This is a genomic window from Burkholderia territorii, assembly GCF_902833055.1.
Lineage (GTDB): Bacteria > Pseudomonadota > Gammaproteobacteria > Burkholderiales > Burkholderiaceae > Burkholderia > Burkholderia territorii.
This window is the reverse complement of record NZ_CADFEJ010000001.1, coordinates 519,027-537,289: the sequence shown is the minus strand read 5'-3', so window position 1 is coordinate 537,289 and position 18,263 is coordinate 519,027. Positions and strand designations below refer to the sequence as shown.

Sequence of the window (18,263 nt, the reverse complement as noted above, 5' to 3'; positions counted from 1 at the left end):
GCCATTAACCAACTTGACAAATTAACTCTTTTGGTTACGATCGCCGACGAAAAGAAGGAGCGTTGAACATGAAGTGTCCTGCGTGCGGTGGCGCGAAACTCGTCCGCGATACACGAGACATCCCCTACACATACAAGGGTCGCTCGACCGTCGTTCGCGATGTAACCGGCGACTTCTGTCCGGCCTGCGGCGAGTCGGTGCTGGACATGGAAGAGGCAACCCGGCTGGGTGACGCGATCGGCGCGTTCAACAAGCAAGTGAATTCGACCATTTTCGACCCGAAGTTCATCGCGAAGGTACGCAAGAAGCTGATGCTGGATCAACGCGAGGCGGCGGAGCTCTTCGGTGGCGGCGTCAATGCCTTCTCGCGCTACGAAACCGGCAAGACGAATCCGCCGCTTGCCCTCGTGAAGCTCCTCAAGATTCTGGATCGTCATCCGGATCTGCTCGCCGAAGTGCGCGCAGCGTAGACGTATTCCCTCCGGCATTGCGCGTGCGTGGAACATTCGACGCATGCGCTCCCCGTCCTCACCTCGCTCTCCCTGCAAGCCTTCTGACGCTCGCCGCGAAATCCTTATCGAAATTGCTTCGTTCGTCTTTGCCGGCCGCGCCGCTAACGTGTTCGAAACGGCGGCGGCACGCCGGATGCAGCACTGCAAGCACCGCGGCCGCCGTCATCACGACAACCGCGTCGCGATAACGGAACAGACCGGACGGGCCGTGTGCCCCGCCCCCGCCAGGAACGTCCGCATCGCGCGCCCTTCGCGATGCCCATGGCCACGACCGACCGCCTCATCGACACGACGCCGCTCGACGTCCGCGCCCAGCCGCTGATCGACGCGCTCATCGACGAATATGCGACGCGCTACGACGCGTATCGCCCCGACAGCCGCGCATCCGCACGCGATGAACTCGCACGCTACCCGGCCGAGCTGTTCGCGCCGCCCGACGGCGCGTTCGTGCTGTTGCTGCGCGACGGCGAAACGATCGGCGGCGGTGCGTTCAAGCGCTACGACGCGCAGACCGCCGAACTCAAACGCATCTGGACCCGCGCGGACCTGCGCCGCCAGGGGCTCGCGCGCCAGATCGTCGACGCACTCGAACTGCGCGCCGCGCAGCAGGGCTACCGACGCGTGTACCTGACCACCGGCTTTCGCCAGCCCGAGGCGTGGGCGCTGTACGACCGCACCGGCTATACGCGGCTGTTCGATTCGTCGATCGACCCGGAAGCGTATTTCCACCTGCGCTTCGGCAAGGATCTCGCCGATCCGTCGCGCACGTCGACGCTCGCCGACCTGTGGGCGCCGCTGCCCGAAGCGGTGTTGCCGCGCTGACCGCCCCGCGCCGTCCGATCCCGCTTCCCCAATCCCCGACACACGACAACAACAGGACACATCGATGCAACGATCCGCACCTTTCACACCGCGCGCAATCCGCACGCTGGCCGCCGCACTAGCCGCCGCACTGATCGCCATGACCGCGATCGCCGCGGCCGCCGCGACCTTCGATCTCAGCCCCGAGCAGCGCGGCCGGCCGCGCGGTACGGCCGATGCGGCCGTCGAGCGCGCGGTGCCCGCGTCGTTCAGGTTCGCCGAACCGGGCACGCTGACGATCGGCGTCGCGCCGAGCCTGCCGCCGATCAGCTCGTATGCGACCGACGCGCGCACGGTGATCGGCTTCGACGCGGACGTCGGCCAGCTCGTGTCCGACAGCCTCGGCCGCAAGCTGAAGATCGTCCCGCTCGCATGGGCCGACTGGCCGCTCGCACTCGAATCGGGGAAAGTCGACGCGGTGATCTCGAACGTCACCGTCACCGAGGAGCGCAAGCAGAAGTTCGATTTCTCGACCTACCGCAAGGACCAGGTCGGCTTCTACGTGCGCAACGACAGCAAGATCCAGTCGATCCGCGAGCCGAAGGACGTCGCGGGGCTGCGCATCGTCACCGATGCGGGCACCAACCAGGAAAAGATCCTGCTCGCGTGGGACCGCGAGAACGTCGCGCACGGCCTGAAGCCCGTGCAGGTCCAGTACTACGACGATCAGGCGATGCGGATCGTCGCCGTGCAGTCGGGCCGCGCCGATGCCGTGTTCAGCGTGAATTCGGTGCTCGCCTACCAGAGCGCGCAGCAGGGCAAGACGCGCCTCGTCGGCGCGATCAGCGGCGGCTGGCCGCGCACCGCCGACATCGCGATCGCGACGCGTCGCGGCAGCGGGCTCGCCGAGCCGCTGACGATCGCGCTGAACGGATTGATCAAGAACGGCCGCTATCAACAGATCCTCGACCGCTGGAACCTCGCGTCCGAAGCGATCGACCAGTCGCGCACGAATCCGCCGGGCTTGCCGAAGATCTGAGCGCCGCCCGTCCACGCCCTCGCAGGAACGCCGACATGTCTTATTCGCTTTCATTGCTGGACAAAAGCCCGATCGCCGACGGCGCGAGCGCCGCCGATGCGTTGCGCTTCACCACGGCCCTCGCACGGCGCGCAGAACAGCTCGGCTACGAGCGCTTCTGGGTTGCCGAGCATCATGGCACGCCGGGCTTCGCGAGCTCCGCGCCCGAGATCGTCGTCGCGCACCTGCTCGCGCACACGTCGCGCATTCGCGTCGGGTCGGGCGGCGTGATGCTGCAGCACTACAGCCCGTTCAAGGTCGCCGAGACGTTCAAGCTGCTCGCCGCGCTCGCTCCCGGTCGCGTCGATCTCGGCATCGGCAAGGCGCCGGGCGGCTTGCCGCTGACCACGCGCGCGCTGCAGTGGTTTCACGACAAGGCGAGGAAGCCCGACTTCGCGGGCCAGCTCGCGGAGCTCGACGCGTTCCTCGGCTGGGGCGTCGCCGAGGATCATCCGCTTGCCGGCGCGGTCGCGATGCCGGTGCCGCCGCACGCGCCCGAGCGCATCCTGCTCGGCGGCTCGCCCGCCAGCGGCGCGCTCGCCGCCCGCCACGGCTGGCGCTTCTGCTACGCGGGGCACTTCAACGGCGACGACGCGAACCTCGAACGCTCGCTGGCCGCGTACCGCGACGCGGGCGGCACGCGCCCGCTCGTCGCACTGTACGCGGTCGCGGCGCCGACCCGCGACGCGGCCGAGCAACTGATCGGGCCGCTGAAGATCTTCAGGCTGCAATTCGCCGGCGGCCAGAGCTTCAACCTCGCGAGCGCGCAGGCCGCCGCCGAATTCGCGCGGCAAAGCGGCGCGTCCGACTACCGGATCGACGAGTTGCGCCCGACCGTGCTGGCCGATACGCCCGAGCGCGTGCACCGCGCGCTCGACGCGCTGAGCCGGCGGCTCGACGTCGATGCATTCGTGGTCGACTCGCCGGTGACCGATTACGCGGCCCGGCTCGCGTCGGCCGAATGGCTCGGCGGTGCGCAGTCGATTACGCCCGTGCAGGCGGCGCTCGCCGCCGAACGATTCCCTTCCCTCGACCAGAACGCGTGACGCGCCCATGACGACCCGACGATCGATTCCCTTCGGCCTGATGCTGCAAGGCGCAGGCAGCCACATGAATGCGTGGCGGCATCCGAGCAACCCGCCGGACGCGAGCATCAACCTCGACTTCGCGATCGGCATCGCCCGCAAGGCGGAGGCCGCCGGCATCGCGTTCGCGTTCGTCGCGGATGGCCTCTACATCAACGAGAAGTCGATCCCGCACTTCCTGAACCGCTTCGAGCCGCTCACCGTGCTGTCGGCGCTCGCGGTCGCGACGAAGAAGATCGGCCTCGCGGGCACGATCTCGACGTCGTACAGCGAGCCGTTCACGGTCGCGCGCCAGCTCGCATCGCTCGACGTGATCAGCGGCGGGCGCGCGGGCTGGAACGTCGTGACGACGCCGCTCGAAGGCACCGCGAAGAATTTCGGCAAGGCACATCCCGATCACGAACTGCGCTACGAAATCGCGGACGAATACCTCGACGTCGTGCAGGGGCTGTGGGACAGCTGGGACGACGACGCATTCGTGCGCGATCGCGCGACCGGGCGCTTCTTCGATCGCGACAAGCTGCATACGCTCGACCATCGCGGCCGCTTCTTCCAGGTGGCCGGCCCGCTGAACATCCAGCGCTCGCCGCAGGGGCAGCCGGTGATTTTCCAGGCCGGCTCGTCCGACAGCGGCATCGGGCTCGCGGGCAAATACGCGGACGCCGTGTTCACGCATTCGCCGTCGCTCGACGAAACGGCCGCGTTCACGCGGCGCGTGAAGCAAAGCGCCGTCGAGCACGGCCGCCAGCCCGGCGACGTGAAGATCTTCCCGGGCGTCGGACCGATCGTCGGCCGTACGGCCGCGGAGGCGGAAGACAAATACCAGGCGATCCGCGACCTGCTGACCATCGACGAGGCGCTCGCCTATCTCGGCCGCTATTTCGATCATCACGACTTCACGCAGTACGCGCTCGACGCGCCGTTTCCCGAGCTCGGCGACATCGGCCGCAACAGCTTCCGCTCGACCACCGACCGGATCAAGGCCGACGCGAAGCGCAAGCAGCTCACGCTGCGCGAGACGGCACTCGCCGTCGCGACGCCGCGCCCGAACTTCATCGGCACCGCCGAGCACGTGGCCGACGAGTTGATCCGCTGGCACGACGCCGGAGCGGGCGACGGCTTCATCCTCGGTTTCCCGGTGCAGGCCCAGGGCGTCGACGACTTCGTCGAACTGGTCATTCCGGTGCTCGAGGCGCGCGGCCGCTATAGCCGCGACCTGCCGGGCGACACGCTGCGCGACCACCTCGGCCTGCCTCGCAAGGCGAGCCGCCACGCAACGCCCGGCCCGGCGAGCAAACACGGCGAGGCGGCCGAAGCGCACGTTTGACGCCGACGCGCCGCCGGTACGCGGCGCGCCCAACGACCCGATCGAGGATCCTCACCGACATGAGCGACACGACCCATCTCGGCGGCGCACTGCCGCCGCTCTCTTCGTCCCACGCCCGCGACGCCGGCACGCGCCTGCGGATCGTGCCGGCCCGGCACCGGTCGCGCACAGTCGGCACCGTGCTCGCGCTCGTGCTGATCGCGCTCGCGCTGCATTCGATTCTCGGCAACCCGCAATGGGGATGGCCGGTGTTCGCCGAATGGTTCCTGTCGCCGCCGGTGCTGTCGGGGCTCGCGCGCACGCTGGTGCTGACGCTGCTCGGCGCCGTGTTCGGCTTCGTGCTCGGTGCGTTCGTCGCGCTCGCCCGGCTGTCGCGCTCGCGACTGCTAGCCGCGAGCGCATGGACGTTCGTGTGGCTGTTCCGGTCGATTCCGCTGATCGTGCTGCTGCTGATCCTCAACAACCTCGGCTACCTGTACGAGCACGTGCGGCTCGGCGTGCCGTTCACCGACATCGTATGGTTCGACACGCCGACCACCGACCTGATCAGCCCGTTCCTCGCGGCCGTGCTCGGCCTCACGCTGAACCATGCGGCGTTTTCCGCGGAAGTGATTCGTGGCGGCATTCTCGCGGTCGACCAGGGGCAGCTCGAAGCGGCCGCCGCCCTCGGCCTGCCGCGCGGCCGCCAGACTACGCGGATCGTGCTGCCGCAGGCGATGCGCGCGATCCTGCCGACCGCGTTCAACGATCTGATCACGCTCGCGAAAGGCACGTCGATGGTCTACGTGCTTGCGATGCCCGAACTGTTCTACACGGTGCAGGTGATCTATCGCCGCAATCTCGAGGTGATTCCGCTGCTGATGGTCGCGACCGTGTGGTACCTGATCATCCTGACCGTGCTGTCGGCGATCCAGGTGCAGGTCGAACGCCACTACGCGCGCGGCGCGTTGCGTAATCCGCCGCGGTCGGCGCTGACGTTCGTGCTGGCGCGCATCGGTGCGCTGCGGCGGCGGGCGGCGACACGCGACGCGACGGCCGATGCAGCGGTTCAGGGCGGCACCGCCGACGCACCCGTGCCGCGCACCGGCGGCGAAGTCGCCGTGCGCAACGTGTCGAAACAGTTCGGCATGCAGCGCGTGCTCGACAACGTGTCGTTCGTCGCGCCGCGCGGCAGCGTGACGGTGATCGTCGGGCCGTCCGGCTCGGGCAAGTCGACGTTGCTGCGCACGATCAACCATCTCGAGCGCGTCGACGACGGCTTCATCGACATCGACGGCGAGCTGATCGGCTATCGGCGCGACGGCGACGTGCTGCACGAGCTGAAGGAGCGCGACGTGCTGAAACGGCGCACGGCAGTCGGGATGGTGTTCCAGAACTTCAACCTGTTTGCGCATCTGACGGTGCTCGAGAACCTGGTCGAGGCGCCGGTCTCCGTCGGCGGCGTCACGCGCGAGGCGGCCGAGCGCACCGCGCGCACGCTGCTCGCGCGCGTCGGCCTCGCGGACAAGGCCGATGCATACCCGTGCCAGTTGTCCGGCGGCCAGCAGCAGCGCGTCGCGATCGCGCGGGCGCTCGCATTGCGCCCGAAGGTGCTGCTGTTCGACGAGCCGACGTCGGCGCTCGATCCCGAACTGGTCAACGAAGTGCTCGACGTGATCAAGGAGCTCGCGCGCTCGGGTACCACGCTCGTGATCGTCACGCACGAAATCGGCTTCGCGCGCGAAGTCGCGGACAACGTGTTGTTCATGGAGCGTGGCCGCATCGTCGAGTCGGGCCCGCCCGCCGTCGTGCTCGACGCACCGGCGCATCCGCGCACGCGCGCGTTCCTGTCGCGGGTGCTTTGATGCACGCCGCCCACGACTCGCGAGGCACTCGACGATGATCGACCGACGCCAGTTCATGACCGCCGCGCTGGCAGTTGCCACTGGCCTGCGGTGGCACGCAGCGGGGGCCGCCGCCGCGACGGCCGATCTCGATCCTCGCCAGGCCGGCCGGATCCGCGCGCCGCGCGACGATGCGGCGATTCGCGCGGCGAGCCGCTATCGCTGGGTACGCGACGGGGCCTTCACCGTCGCGATTTCGCCGCACGCGCCGCCGGTGTCGACCTATGCGACCGACGCGCGCACCGTCGTCGGAGCCGATCCGGACTACGCACAGCTCGTCGCCGACGCGCTCGGCCGCACGCTGGTGCTCGTGCCGATCGCGTGGGCGGACTGGCCCCTCGGGCTCACGTCGGGCAAGTACGATGCCGTGATCTCGAATGTCGGCGTGACCGAGAAGCGCAAGGAGAAATACGATTTCACGACCTACCGGCTCGGGCTGCACGGTTTCTACGTGCGCACCGCGAGCCCGATCGCGAAGATCGACGGGCCGAAGGATGTCGCGGGCCTGCGCATCATCACGGGTGCCGGCACGAGCCAGGAGCGCATCCTGCTCGAATGGAGCCGGCGCAATGTCGCGCAAGGGCTGAAGGCCACCGAGCTGCTCTATTTCGACGACGATGCGGCGGCCCGCGTTGCGCTACTGTCAGGCCGCGCCGATGCCGAGCTGAACCCGAATGCGTCGCTGGCTTACGAGGCCGCGCGCGACGGCAGGATTCGCCGGGTCGGCGTCGTCAACGCGGGCTGGCCGGCGAATGCGGATGTCGCGATCGCGACGCGTCGCGGCAGCGGGCTCGCACCGGCGCTGACGCTCGCGACGAACGCGCTCATCGTCAGCGGCCGCTACGGGCAGGCACTCGCGCGCTGGGGATTGCAGAGCGAGGCAATCGCGCGCGCGGAGACGAATCCGCCGGGGTTGCCGTCGTTTTGATTCGATGCGCTGGCCGATGAAGTGAAGTCGCCCCGGCATTCCGTGGTTGGGATGTCGGGGTGAAACGGAAAATCGATCGTCGCGGCCTGCGCCTGCACCGCCGCGTGAAACCGGTCGAGTTCCGCAACATGCGCGCGATTCGCCGGAATCCGGTCACGCGCTCAGGCCGGCTCATCGTCACGCGATCGAAGCCGCGAATCGGGAACGTCGACACGCCGCGGCGGCAATACGCCCCCTTTGTGACCGACCGGCGCGTCGACAAGCCGAATGCGTTTCGGCACATCAAGTCACTGCGCCGCGACCGTCTTTGGCGCGGGCGCCGAAAACGCGTCCGCATACGAGCGGTCGAGCAGCTTCGCCGTGTCGTATGCGGCCGGAATCACGCCGGCCTTGTGCAGGAAGTCGGCGGTGTTCTGCGCATCCTTCGCGGCCGCGTCGTCGACCGGACCTACGCGCTGGTGCGCGTTGTCGAGCCAGCGGTAGGCAACGTCCGGTTCGAGCTTCGCGCGCTTCGCCCACAGGTCGGCATACTCGCGCGGATGAGCATCGACCCACTGCCGTGCGGCCACCACGCGCTTCAGGAAATCGGTGATCTCCGCGCGTCTTGCCGTCGCCGCCTGCTCGTTCGCCGCGACGAAGCTCAACGCGGGCATCAGCCCCTGCGCGGTCGTCACCGGCCGCGCGCCCTGGCGCAGCGCGAGCGTGCTGACGAACGGCTCCCACAGCGACACGGCGTCGACCGAGCCGTTCGCGAGCGCGTTGGTGGCATCGATCGGCATCAGGTACGCATACTTCACGGAATCCGCGCGCAGGCCCGCGTGTTCGAGCGCGCGCAGCACGAGCTGCTGACTCCAGGCGCCGCGCCACACAGCGACAGTCTTGCCCTTCAGGTCGGCGACGGTGCGCACCGGCGAGTTCTTCGGCACGAGGATCGCGACGCCGTCGAGGCTCTGCCGCGACACCGCGACCACCTTCACCGGCGCGCCGCGCGCGGCTAGCGTCAACAGCGCGGAATCGCCGAGGAAGCCGACGTCGATCGCATTGCCGTTCAGGCTTTCGGCGACGGGCGCGGCGGCCTGGAAGTGCTTCCACTCGATCGTGTAAGGCAGGTCCTTCAATACGCCGGATGCCTCCATCGACGCCTGGATGTTGAAGTAGTTCTGTTCACCGACGCGCAGCGTGACGGTGTCTTTCGCGATGCCTGGCTGCGCGGCGAGCGCGAGCAGCAACGCGGTGACGATTCGACTCGACAACGTGATCTCCCCGGAAGTTGGCGGGCGCGCGCGCGACGGCGTCGCCCGTGGATCCGCCGCCGCGATGGCCGGCGCACGGATGGAACCGATGAAGATACGGCGATCCGCTTCGCGAGACAAACGCAATATTCCGCTATGCAAAGATGCAAATGTTGGATGGAAGGCCCGCCGCAGCGCGACGCGGCCCGCCGCGCTGCGACAGCAGCCGTTCGAATGATTCCTCGATAGATATTTCGTGCGCGAAATAAATCCCGGACTATATTTCGCATACGAAATAACTTCCCGAACGAGGATCGCGATGACATCGGAACCCGTCGAATTCTCCGCCGCCGACGGCTACACGCTGCGCGGCACGCTGTGGTCGCCGGACGCGCCGCCGCGCGCGCTGGTGTTGATCCATCCGGCCACTGCCGTGCCGGAGCGGTTGTACGCCGGCTTCGCACGCTTTCTAACCGAACGCGGCTTCGCGGCGCTGACGTACAACTATCGCGGTATCGGCGCGTCGCGGCCCGCGCAGCTGAGCGCGCTGCACGCACGCATGCGCGACTGGGTCGAACTCGACGTCGGCGCCGCGATCGCGTGGGCGCGCAATGCATACGCGTCGCTGCCGCTGCTGGCGGTCGGGCACAGCGTCGGCGGCCACGCGATCGGGCTGTCCGCCGGCACCGCTCATCTGCGCGCGGCCGTGATGGTCGCCGCGCACGCGGGCAGCACGCGGCTGATTTCGCGCGCGGGCGAGCGGCTGAAGGTGCGCCTGATCCTGCGCGTGCTCGGCCCGCTCGCATCGACGCTGCTCGGCTACGTGCCGGGCAAGCGGCTCGGGCTCGGCGAGGATCTCCCCGCAGGCGTGTTCCGCGAGTGGAGTCACTGGACCACGCTGCCGCGCTACTTCTTCGACGATCCGACGCTCGGGGCAGCCGAGCGCTTTTCGAAGCAGCAGTTGCCGATTCTCGCGCTCGGCTTCGACGACGATCCGTGGGCGAACCCGCGCGCGATCGACCTGCTGGTAAGCTACCTGACCCGGGCGGCCGTCGAACGCCGCCAGATCGATCCGAACGCAGCGGGCAGCGGGCCGGTCGGACACATGGGCTTTTTCCGCAGCCGGCCGGGCGCCGTGCTGTGGCCCGCGGTCGCCGACTGGCTCGCGCATGCGCTCGACGCGCCGCGTGCCGCGGGTCGCCCGCCACTTTCCATTGCAGCCGGGAACCGAGCTTGAGCGAAGACCGACGACTGTTTTTCCTGTTGAACATCGGCCAGCGGCGCGTGCAGCGCTGGGTCGACCGCAAGGCCGAGACCGATGCGCGCGCCAGCGCCGCGCAGGCCGGCGTGCTGTTCTGCCTGGCGAGGCAGGACGGCGCGCTGATCGGCGAAGTCGGTGCCGCGCTGCAGTTGGCGCCGTCCGCGATGTCGGGGCTCGCCGACCGGATGGCAAAGGCCGGCCTGCTCGCGCGGCACGCCGATTCGGACGACGGGCGCGCAACGCGCCTGTTCCTGACCGACGAAGGTCGCGCGGCGCTCAAGCGTGCGCGCGTGCTGCTGCGCGAACTGAACGGCAAGCTGTGCGACGGATTTTCCGACGACGAACTCGACGTCGTCGCACGCTGGCTGCACGCGTTGCAGGAGCGCTTTCCGGGCGAACGCTGAACGACGCGCACGGCGCGCTGCATCGGTGCGATGCGGCGCAATCCGCGCGTAATCGCAAGCGATTCCGATTCGCGCTTTCGATTCGGTTTCCGAAGTTTTCTGGCGGAAAATTTTTCGCTGTCGCGTCACTGCTTCGGCAACGCTTTCCGGCTACGTCCTGTTACAAAAAATTGCCTCCCGCGCGTCATGCGGATCGCCTACATTGCAATCCACTTCGACGCATTCGTCGTATGCACGGACCTGGCCTTCCCGTTGCGTCCGCATCCCGGGAAGCACCCGACAAGCATTGAAATCGAAAAGGTGTCTTGACCGACGTGCTGGCGGCATCCAGCACACGCGGATGGCGATGACCGAAGCGGCCTCCTGAACGACACGACCCGACGCGCGACACGGCACCCGTTGCCGCGCGTGCCGGTGCGCGACGTGCCGCTGCCGCGCCCTCGCCGCCGCCCGTGAACGAGGAGCAGTCATGCGACGCACGATGGTGTCCCACTCTCTTGTCACCCGCCTCACCCGCCTGTCCGCCGCGATGGCCGTGTCGATGGCCGCCGTCGCGGCCGCGCACGCCGAACCCGTGGTCGTGTCCGGCCCGAGCCCGTTTGCCGCCTGTACCATCGGCGGCCCCGGCACGAACTACGTGAACGCCGAGGTCGAACCATGGCTGGCGGTCAATCCGGCGAACCCGACCAACATGATCGGCGTGTGGCAGCAGGATCGCTGGTCGAACGGCGGCGCCCACGGGCTCGTCGCCGGCTACACGTTCGACGGCGGCGCGACCTGGGCGCGCACGCCGCAACCGTTCAGCGCATGCGCGCCGGGCGGGCTCAAGTACGAGCGCGCGTCCGATCCGTGGGTGTCGTTCGGCCCCGACGGCACCGCGTATTCGGTATCGATCTCGTTCAACCAGTCGAACAACAGCAACGCGGTCGCGGCGTCGGTGTCGACCGATGGCGGACAGACGTGGAGCAGCCCCGCCGTGCTGATCGCGAACGACGAACCGACGACGCAGTTCTTCAACGACAAGGAATCCGTAACGGCGAATCCGGTGAAGGCCGGCACGGCCTACGCGGTGTGGGATCGCCTCGAACTGCCGAACGGCAACCCGTACGCGAACCTGCACACGAAGGCATACCGCGGGCCGACATTCTTCTCGAAGACGGTCGACGGCGGCAAGACGTGGAGCGCGCCGAAGGTGATCGTCAACGTGCCGTCGCGTCAGCAGACGATCGGCAACCAGATCGTCGTCGACCCGAAGACGGGCACGCTCTACGACTTCTTCGACCTGATCCAGCCGCCGTTCAGCAAGGCGGCCGGCAAGGTCGCGTTCATCAAGTCGACCGACGACGGCGCGACCTGGACGCCGCCGCAGGTGATCGCCGGGCTGCAGACGGTCGGCGTGACCGATCCGAACACCGGCGAACCGGTCCGCACCGGCGACATCATTCCGGAACCCGCGATCGATCCGGTGTCGGGGCAACTGTACGTCGTCTGGCAGGACAGCCGCTTCAACGGCGGCAACTACGACGAGATCGCGCTGTCGACGTCGAAGGACGGCGGCGCGAGCTGGAGCGCGCCGCTGCAGGTGAACACGCCGACCGGGCGTGCCGCGTTCAATCCGTCGGTGCGCGTCGACAATGCCGGCTCGGTGATGGTCACCTGGTATGACTTCCGCGACCTGCAGGCCGGCAACACGACGACGCTGCCGACCGGGTTCTGGCGCAAGGTGTCGCATGACGGCGGCGCCACGTTCGCGGACGAACGCCGCGTCGGCGGCCCGTTCGACATGAAGCTCGCGCCGAACGCGGAAGGTTTCTTCATCGGCGATTACCAGGGGCTCGACGTGCTGCCGTCGTCGTCGTTCCATCCGTTCTTCGTGCAGACCAACGCGGGCAACCTGACGAACCGCACCGACGTGTTCTTCGCGCCGTGATGCACGCATGAGCGCATGCGCTGCCGCGACGCCCCGCGCGTCGCGGCAGCGTGCCCGAATGCGCGTCAATGCATGTCGGTCAGCACGATGCGGCCGTCGACCTTCCCTTCGCGCAGCCGCGCGAAGATGTCGTTGATGTTGCCGAGCCGGTCGCGATGGATGTGCGCGCGCACCAGCCCGTCCGCCGCGAAATCGAGCGATTCCTGCAGGTCGCGACGCGTGCCGACGATCGAGCCGCGCACCGTGATGCCGTTCAGCACGGTCGAGAAGATCGGCAACGGGAAATCGCCGGGCGGCAAGCCGTTGAGTGCCACCGTGCCGCCACGCCGCACGATCCCCAACGCCTGCGCGAACGCGCTGCGCGACACGGCCGTGACCAGCACGCCGTGCGCACCGCCGATCTCCTTCTGGATGACCTTCGCCGGATCGTCGGCCGATGCATCGATCGTCAGTTGTGCGCCAAGCTGGCGGGCGAGTTCGAGCTTGGGCGCGGATACGTCGATCGCCGCGACGTGCAGGCCCATCGCGCGCGCGTATTGCACGGCCACGTGCCCGAGCCCGCCGATGCCCGAAATCGCGATCCACTGGCCCGGACGCGTGTCGGTGACGCGGATGCCCTTGTAGACGGTCACGCCCGCGCACAGGATCGGCGCGATCTCGTCGAACGCAACTTGCGCCGGCAGGTGGCCGACGTAGTCGGGATCGGCCAGCACATATTCCGCATAGCTGCCGTTGACCGAATAGCCGGTGTTCTGCTGCCCGTGGCAAAGCGTTTCCCAGCCGGTGTGACAGTACTCGCAGTGACCGCATGCCGTGTAGAGCCACGGCACGCCGACGCGGTCGCCCTCGCGCACGTGCGTGACGCCCGCGCCGACCGCCGCGACGACGCCCACGCCTTCGTGTCCGGGAATGAACGGCAGCGTCGGCTTCACGGGCCAGTCGCCGTCGGCTGCATGCAGGTCGGTGTGGCAGACGCCCGACGCCTTGATGTTGACGAGAATCTGGCCGGGGCCCGGCGTCGGGACCGGCACTTCCTCGATGCGCAACGGTTCGCCGAATGCGTGCACCACGGCCGCTTTCATGGTTTGTGTCATGCGTCGCTCCTGTCTGGTCGATGACCGGGCCAGTATCCGGAGTCGACATCGGAACGCATTGATACGCATCAACGGGGCGGCAAACGTGTGCGACGCACGCGGCTTCGTCGCGACGCGTGCCGCGCATGCCGGTAGCGTCCGATCGGCGGCCGTCGCTGCTTTCACGGCCATTTCAGCCGTGTGTCGGGCACCTTGGGACACGCCGCCGTTTCGCTTGGAATTTGAAATGATATAACATATCATTTCGCGAACTCGTCCGTCCGAGGTGGTTCGATCGGGAGGACGGGTTTCGCCGAGTCATATCCAGACGGGTCACTGCGCGCCAGCGACGCAACAATATATCGTATCTTGCCGTGCCCCGCATGACTCGCTTTCCGATCCGATTCCAACCGATTCACCGACCATGCGCGACCTCCCTCGTCTACCGCTTCGCCCGCTCTCGCCCGTTTCCCTGATGCTGTTCGCCGCCGTTGCACACGCGCAGGCAGATACGCCAGCCTCGTCGACGCCGATGCAATCCACGCCGCTCGCGCCGATCTTCGTGACCGCGAATCCGCTCGGCGACACCGAATTGAGCTCACCGACCGCGCAGCTGTCCGGCGACGCGCTGACGCGCCGCCAGGCCGATTCGCTCGGCGAGACGCTCAACGGCCTGCCCGGCGTGTCGACCACCACCTACGGGCCGATGGTCGGCCGCCCGATCATCCGCGGGATGGATGGCGACCGGATCCGGCTGCTGCAGAACGGCGTTGCCGCCTACGATGCGTCGTCGCTGTCGTTCGACCACGCGGTGCCGCAGGATCCGCTGTCGATCGAGCGCATCGAGATCGTGCGCGGGCCGGCCGCGCTGCTGTACGGCGGCAATGCGGTCGGCGGCGTCGTCAACACGATCGACAACCGGATTCCGCGTGAAGCGATCGAAGGCGTGACGGGTGCGCTCGACGCGCGCTACGGCGGCGCGAATTCGGTGCGCGCGGGCGCCGCGCAGGTCGAAGGCGGCAACGGCCGCTTCGCGTTTCATGTCGACGCGTTCGACCGTGAAACGAGCAAGCTGCGGATTCCCGGCTACGCGCGCAGCAGCCAGCAACGCGCGATCGACGATCCCGACACGCCGCAACCGGTCGGCAACGTGCCGAACAGCGACGGCCGAGTGCATGGCGGCGCGCTCGGCGCGTCGTACACGTGGGCCGACGGTTTCGCGGGCCTGTCGTACAGCGGCTACGAGTCCAACTACGGCTCCGTCGCCGAGGACGACGTGCGCCTGCGGATGCGTCAGGAACGCCTCGCGTTCGCGTCGGAGGTGCGCAACCTGAGCGGCCCGTTCACAAAGCTGAAGTTCGATTTCGCGTACACCGACTACCGTCACAAGGAAGTCAACAACGGCGAGACGGCCACCACCTTCCGCAACCGCGGCTACGAGGCGCGCATCGAGGCGCGGCATCGCAAGATCGGCCCGTTCGAAGGCGCGATCGGCGTGCAGTTCGGCCAGAACACGTTCTCCGCGCTCGGCGACGAATTGCTCGTGCCGTCCACGCGCACGAATAGCGTCGCGCTGTTCGGTTTGGAGGAATGGCAGGTCGTCCCTGCGCTGAAGCTGAGCCTCGGCGGGCGCATCGAGCACGTGAAGGTCGATCCCGATCCGGCCGGCGTCGAGAAATTCGCGCTCGCACAGCCGCGCGACTTCAATGCCGGCAGCGTATCGGCCGGCGCGCTGTTCACGCTGACGCCGGTGTGGTCGGTCGCGGCGAACGTTGCGTACACGGAACGTGCGCCGACCTTCTACGAGCTGTATTCGAACGGCCCGCACGACGCCACCGGCCAGTTCCTGATCGGCAACCCGAACGCGTCGAAGGAAAAGGCCGTGTCGACCGACCTGTCGCTACGCTATGCGAGCGGCCCGAACCGCGGCAGCGTCGGCGTGTTCTACAACCGCTTCTCGAACTACCTGACCGAGTACAACACCGGCCGCATCGTGAATGCAGACGGCGAACCGGTCGCGCCCGGCACCGGCGATACGCTCAACGAAGCGATCTATCGCGGCGTGCGCGCCGAGTTCTACGGCGTCGAACTCGACGGCAAGTGGCGGGCGTTCGCGCAGCGCGGTCACACGGTCGACCTGGAACTGACCGCCGACTACACGCATGCGCGCAACGTCGATACCGGCCAGCCGCTGCCGCGCATCGCGCCGCTGCGCGCGACGCTCGCGGCCGACTACGGCTACGGCCCGTTCGGTGCGCGCGCGCAGCTCACGCATGCGTGGTCGCAGCACCGCGTGCCCGACAACGACTTTTCGACCGACGGCTACACGTCGCTCGGCGTGATGCTCACGTACAAGTTCCGGGTCGGCGCGACGCACTGGCTCGCCTACCTGCGCGGCGACAACCTGACGAACCAGGAGATCCGCTACGCGACCTCGGTCGTGCGCGGTTTCGCGCCCGAAGGCGGCCGCAGCGTGATGGCCGGCCTGCGTACGACGTTCTGATCGACCCACGCCCCGCGACGCGTGTCGCGGGGCGCGTCATACGGGCGCGTATTCGTTCGCGCCCGTTTTTTGGGCCGAATCGCACATTCCCGATCGTTCGAACGTAAATATGCGATTCGCCAATAAATCACCGAACATGCCAATTCGACGATTTAAGCGACGGATCGGAATACATTAAGTCTGGTAAAGGATCGATTTTCACATCCGCGTATGAACGCGGCGATTATCGGTGATTCACGAAACTTCCTGCAGGCCTGAAATGCCCGACTGGCGCGGGTTTCCGGCGAGAAAGAACGAATATCAGGGTTTTCGATGGGTAAAGAACTGTCCGACACTCCCGTTAATCACGGCACGGGCCTGCACGCGGACGCACAATAAATTCCATCGCCAACCACTCGCACAGGGGCACATCGTGAAAATCGCCAGAATAACCATCAAGGCTAAACTGCTTGGCGGCTTCGGTTTGCTCGCCGCGGTCGTCGTGGTCGTGTCGGGCATGGCGCTGAAGGCGCTGTCCGATACGAACGACGAGTTTTCCCGGTACATGAACGGCGTCAACGCGCGCGCGAACCTTTCCGCGCAAATCCGGACCGCGGTCGACCGGCGCGCGATCGCCGCGCGCAACCTCGTGCTCGTGACCACGCCGTCCGACATCCAGCTCGAACTGGCCGACGTGCAGCAAGCGCACAAGGATGTGCAGGACCGTCTCGCGAAACTGAAGGACATGATGGCGAATGCGACCGACACGACCGATCGCGCACGCGAACTGGTCGCCGAGATCGTGCGCGTCGAATCGAGCTACGGACCCGTCGCACTGAATATCGTCGGACTCGCGCAGGCCGGCAAGAAGGACGAGGCGACCGCCGACATCGACAATCGCTGCCGTCCGTTGCTCGCGCAACTTGTTCGCGCGACCGATGCGTACGCAACCTACACGCGCGAGCGCGAAGCCCAGATTGCGCAGGCATTCGCCGATCGCTACGCGGTCGAGCGCAACGTGCTGCTGGCCATCTGCGCGGTCGCGATCGTGATCGCGGTGGGCGGCGGCCTGTGGCTCACGCGCAAGATCACCGCACCGATCGTCGCGGCGGTGGAGGTCGCGCGCACGGTGGCCAACGGCGATCTCGGCAGCCGCATCAGCGTGAGCGGCAACGACGAGACGCGCGATCTGCTCGACGCGCTGCATACGATGAACGCACGGCTGATCGACATCGTCGGCCGCGTGCGCGATTCGTCGAACAGCATCGCGCACGCGGTGGGCGAGATCGCATCGGGTAACCTCGACCTGAGCCAGCGCACCGAGGAACAGGCCGCGTCGCTGCAGGAAACCGCGGCGACGATGGAGGAATTCACGTCGACGGTGCGACTGAACGCCGAAAACGCGCAGCAGGCGAGCACGCTCGCGGCGAATGCGTCCGACGTCGCGCTGCGCGGCAGTTCGGTGGTCGGCCGCGTGGTCGAGACGATGACGGAGATCGGCAACAGCTCGTCGAAAATCGCGGACATCACCGGGATCATCGAAGGCATCGCATTCCAGACGAACATACTCGCGCTGAACGCGGCCGTCGAGGCGGCACGCGCGGGCGAACAAGGCCGCGGCTTCGCGGTCGTCGCGAGCGAGGTGCGCAGCCTCGCGCAACGTTCGTCCACTGCCGCGAAGGAAATCAAGGAGCTGATCTCGGCATCGGTGCAGACGATCCAGGCCGGGTCGGCGCTCGCCGGCGAAGCCGGCGAGACGATGTCGGACGTGACGCGGGCCGTCGCGCGCGTCACCGACATCATGGGCGAAATCGCGGCCGCGTCGGCCGAACAGAGTCGCGGCATCGATCAGGTGAACCTCACGATCACGCAGATGGACCAGACGACGCAACAGAACGCGGCACTCGTCGAACAGGCCGCGGCCGCGTCGAAATCGCTCGAGGCGCAGGGCCGCGATCTGTCGGAGACGGTATCCGCGTTCCGGATGCCGGCCGGCCAACAGGCGATGTCGGCGCACGCGCGCAAGCATGCGGCCGACAATGCGCCGCATTGGCAGGCTGCTGTCGCGTAACGCAGGATGCATCAGGTATCACGCGTCGCACGGATACGATGCGCGGCTACGCGGCCGGCCGCGCATCGTCACTGCCGGCGTTCGACGGCCGTTGCATTCATGCGAGCCTGAAGCGCCACGCACCGCGCAACACACACGCCGTGCATTCGCGGCACGCGTCCTCTCACGTATCGAGCACGCGCAACGCAACGGAGCA

At 67.6% G+C, this 18,263-nt stretch carries 15 protein-coding genes; 13 read left to right on the top strand and 2 right to left on the bottom strand.

The annotated features are described in order from the left end of the window. Positions 1 to 68: 68 nt before the first annotated feature. The 7 genes from HW466_RS02395 (at position 69) to HW466_RS02365 (ending at position 7,614) form a co-directional block, all read left to right on the top strand. On the top strand, positions 69 to 470 hold the full coding sequence (locus tag HW466_RS02395; RefSeq protein WP_151005444.1) for a type II toxin-antitoxin system MqsA family antitoxin: 402 nt from the start codon (positions 69 to 71) through the stop codon (positions 468 to 470). Between the two features lie 303 nt (positions 471 to 773). After that, positions 774 to 1,334 carry a GNAT family N-acetyltransferase gene (locus HW466_RS02390; RefSeq protein WP_059541270.1) on the top strand — a complete coding sequence of 187 codons (561 nt, stop codon included), beginning with the start codon at positions 774 to 776 and terminating at the stop codon, positions 1,332 to 1,334. 64 nt (positions 1,335 to 1,398) lie between these two features. Then, a complete protein-coding gene (locus HW466_RS02385; RefSeq protein ID WP_174905378.1) occupies positions 1,399 to 2,352 on the top strand; it encodes an ABC transporter substrate-binding protein in 954 nt (317 codons plus the stop codon). Positions 2,353 to 2,387: 35 nt separating this feature from the next. Then, positions 2,388 to 3,437 (top strand): LLM class flavin-dependent oxidoreductase, encoded by a 1,050-nt coding sequence (locus HW466_RS02380; protein WP_059800440.1) that lies wholly within the window; start codon positions 2,388 to 2,390, stop codon positions 3,435 to 3,437. A 7-nt stretch (positions 3,438 to 3,444) separates the two neighbouring features. Next, positions 3,445 to 4,803 carry an LLM class flavin-dependent oxidoreductase gene (locus HW466_RS02375; RefSeq protein ID WP_059773787.1) on the top strand — a complete coding sequence of 453 codons (1,359 nt, stop codon included), beginning with the start codon at positions 3,445 to 3,447 and terminating at the stop codon, positions 4,801 to 4,803. A gap of 59 nt (positions 4,804 to 4,862) precedes the next feature. Further along, complete coding sequence (locus HW466_RS32085; protein ID WP_174905377.1) at positions 4,863 to 6,647, top strand: amino acid ABC transporter permease/ATP-binding protein; 1,785 nt, start codon at positions 4,863 to 4,865, stop codon at positions 6,645 to 6,647. Positions 6,648 to 6,681: 34 nt separating this feature from the next. Then, positions 6,682 to 7,614: an ABC transporter substrate-binding protein gene (locus tag HW466_RS02365; RefSeq protein WP_059773790.1), complete on the top strand. Its 933-nt coding sequence runs from the start codon at positions 6,682 to 6,684 to the stop codon at positions 7,612 to 7,614. Positions 7,615 to 7,901: 287 nt separating this feature from the next. On the opposite strand, the gene HW466_RS02360 is transcribed toward HW466_RS02365, so the two are convergent. Continuing rightward, the gene (locus tag HW466_RS02360; protein WP_151006436.1) at positions 7,902 to 8,867 is read right to left on the bottom strand and encodes an ABC transporter substrate-binding protein; all 966 of its coding nucleotides are present in this window, start codon (positions 8,865 to 8,867) and stop codon (positions 7,902 to 7,904) included. Here HW466_RS02360 and HW466_RS02355 point away from each other — a divergent pair. From HW466_RS02355 to HW466_RS02340, 4 genes are all read left to right on the top strand, one after another. Continuing rightward, positions 8,848 to 9,084: a hypothetical protein gene (locus HW466_RS02355; protein ID WP_151006435.1), complete on the top strand. Its 237-nt coding sequence runs from the start codon at positions 8,848 to 8,850 to the stop codon at positions 9,082 to 9,084. The genes HW466_RS02360 and HW466_RS02355 overlap by 20 nt on opposite strands. An 81-nt stretch (positions 9,085 to 9,165) precedes the next feature. After that, positions 9,166 to 10,083 carry an alpha/beta hydrolase family protein gene (locus HW466_RS02350; protein WP_174905376.1) on the top strand — a complete coding sequence of 306 codons (918 nt, stop codon included), beginning with the start codon at positions 9,166 to 9,168 and terminating at the stop codon, positions 10,081 to 10,083. Then, positions 10,080 to 10,511, top strand: coding sequence for a MarR family winged helix-turn-helix transcriptional regulator (locus HW466_RS02345; protein ID WP_059450336.1), 432 nt, complete (start codon positions 10,080 to 10,082; stop codon positions 10,509 to 10,511). The genes HW466_RS02350 and HW466_RS02345 overlap by 4 nt, the downstream gene beginning before the upstream one ends. Before the next feature lie 469 nt (positions 10,512 to 10,980). After that, the gene (locus tag HW466_RS02340; protein ID WP_151004753.1) at positions 10,981 to 12,441 is read left to right on the top strand and encodes a sialidase family protein; all 1,461 of its coding nucleotides are present in this window, start codon (positions 10,981 to 10,983) and stop codon (positions 12,439 to 12,441) included. Between the two features lie 65 nt (positions 12,442 to 12,506). Here HW466_RS02340 and adhP read toward each other — a convergent pair whose 3' ends face one another. Then, a complete protein-coding gene (adhP, locus tag HW466_RS02335; RefSeq protein WP_151004755.1) occupies positions 12,507 to 13,535 on the bottom strand; it encodes an alcohol dehydrogenase AdhP in 1,029 nt (342 codons plus the stop codon). A gap of 454 nt (positions 13,536 to 13,989) precedes the next feature. Between adhP and HW466_RS02330 the strand changes: the two genes are divergently transcribed. Next, positions 13,990 to 16,017, top strand: coding sequence for a TonB-dependent receptor (locus HW466_RS02330; protein WP_060329514.1), 2,028 nt, complete (start codon positions 13,990 to 13,992; stop codon positions 16,015 to 16,017). 412 nt (positions 16,018 to 16,429) lie between these two features. Further along, positions 16,430 to 18,067 carry a methyl-accepting chemotaxis protein gene (locus tag HW466_RS02325; protein ID WP_151004757.1) on the top strand — a complete coding sequence of 546 codons (1,638 nt, stop codon included), beginning with the start codon at positions 16,430 to 16,432 and terminating at the stop codon, positions 18,065 to 18,067. Positions 18,068 to 18,263 lie beyond the last annotated feature (196 nt).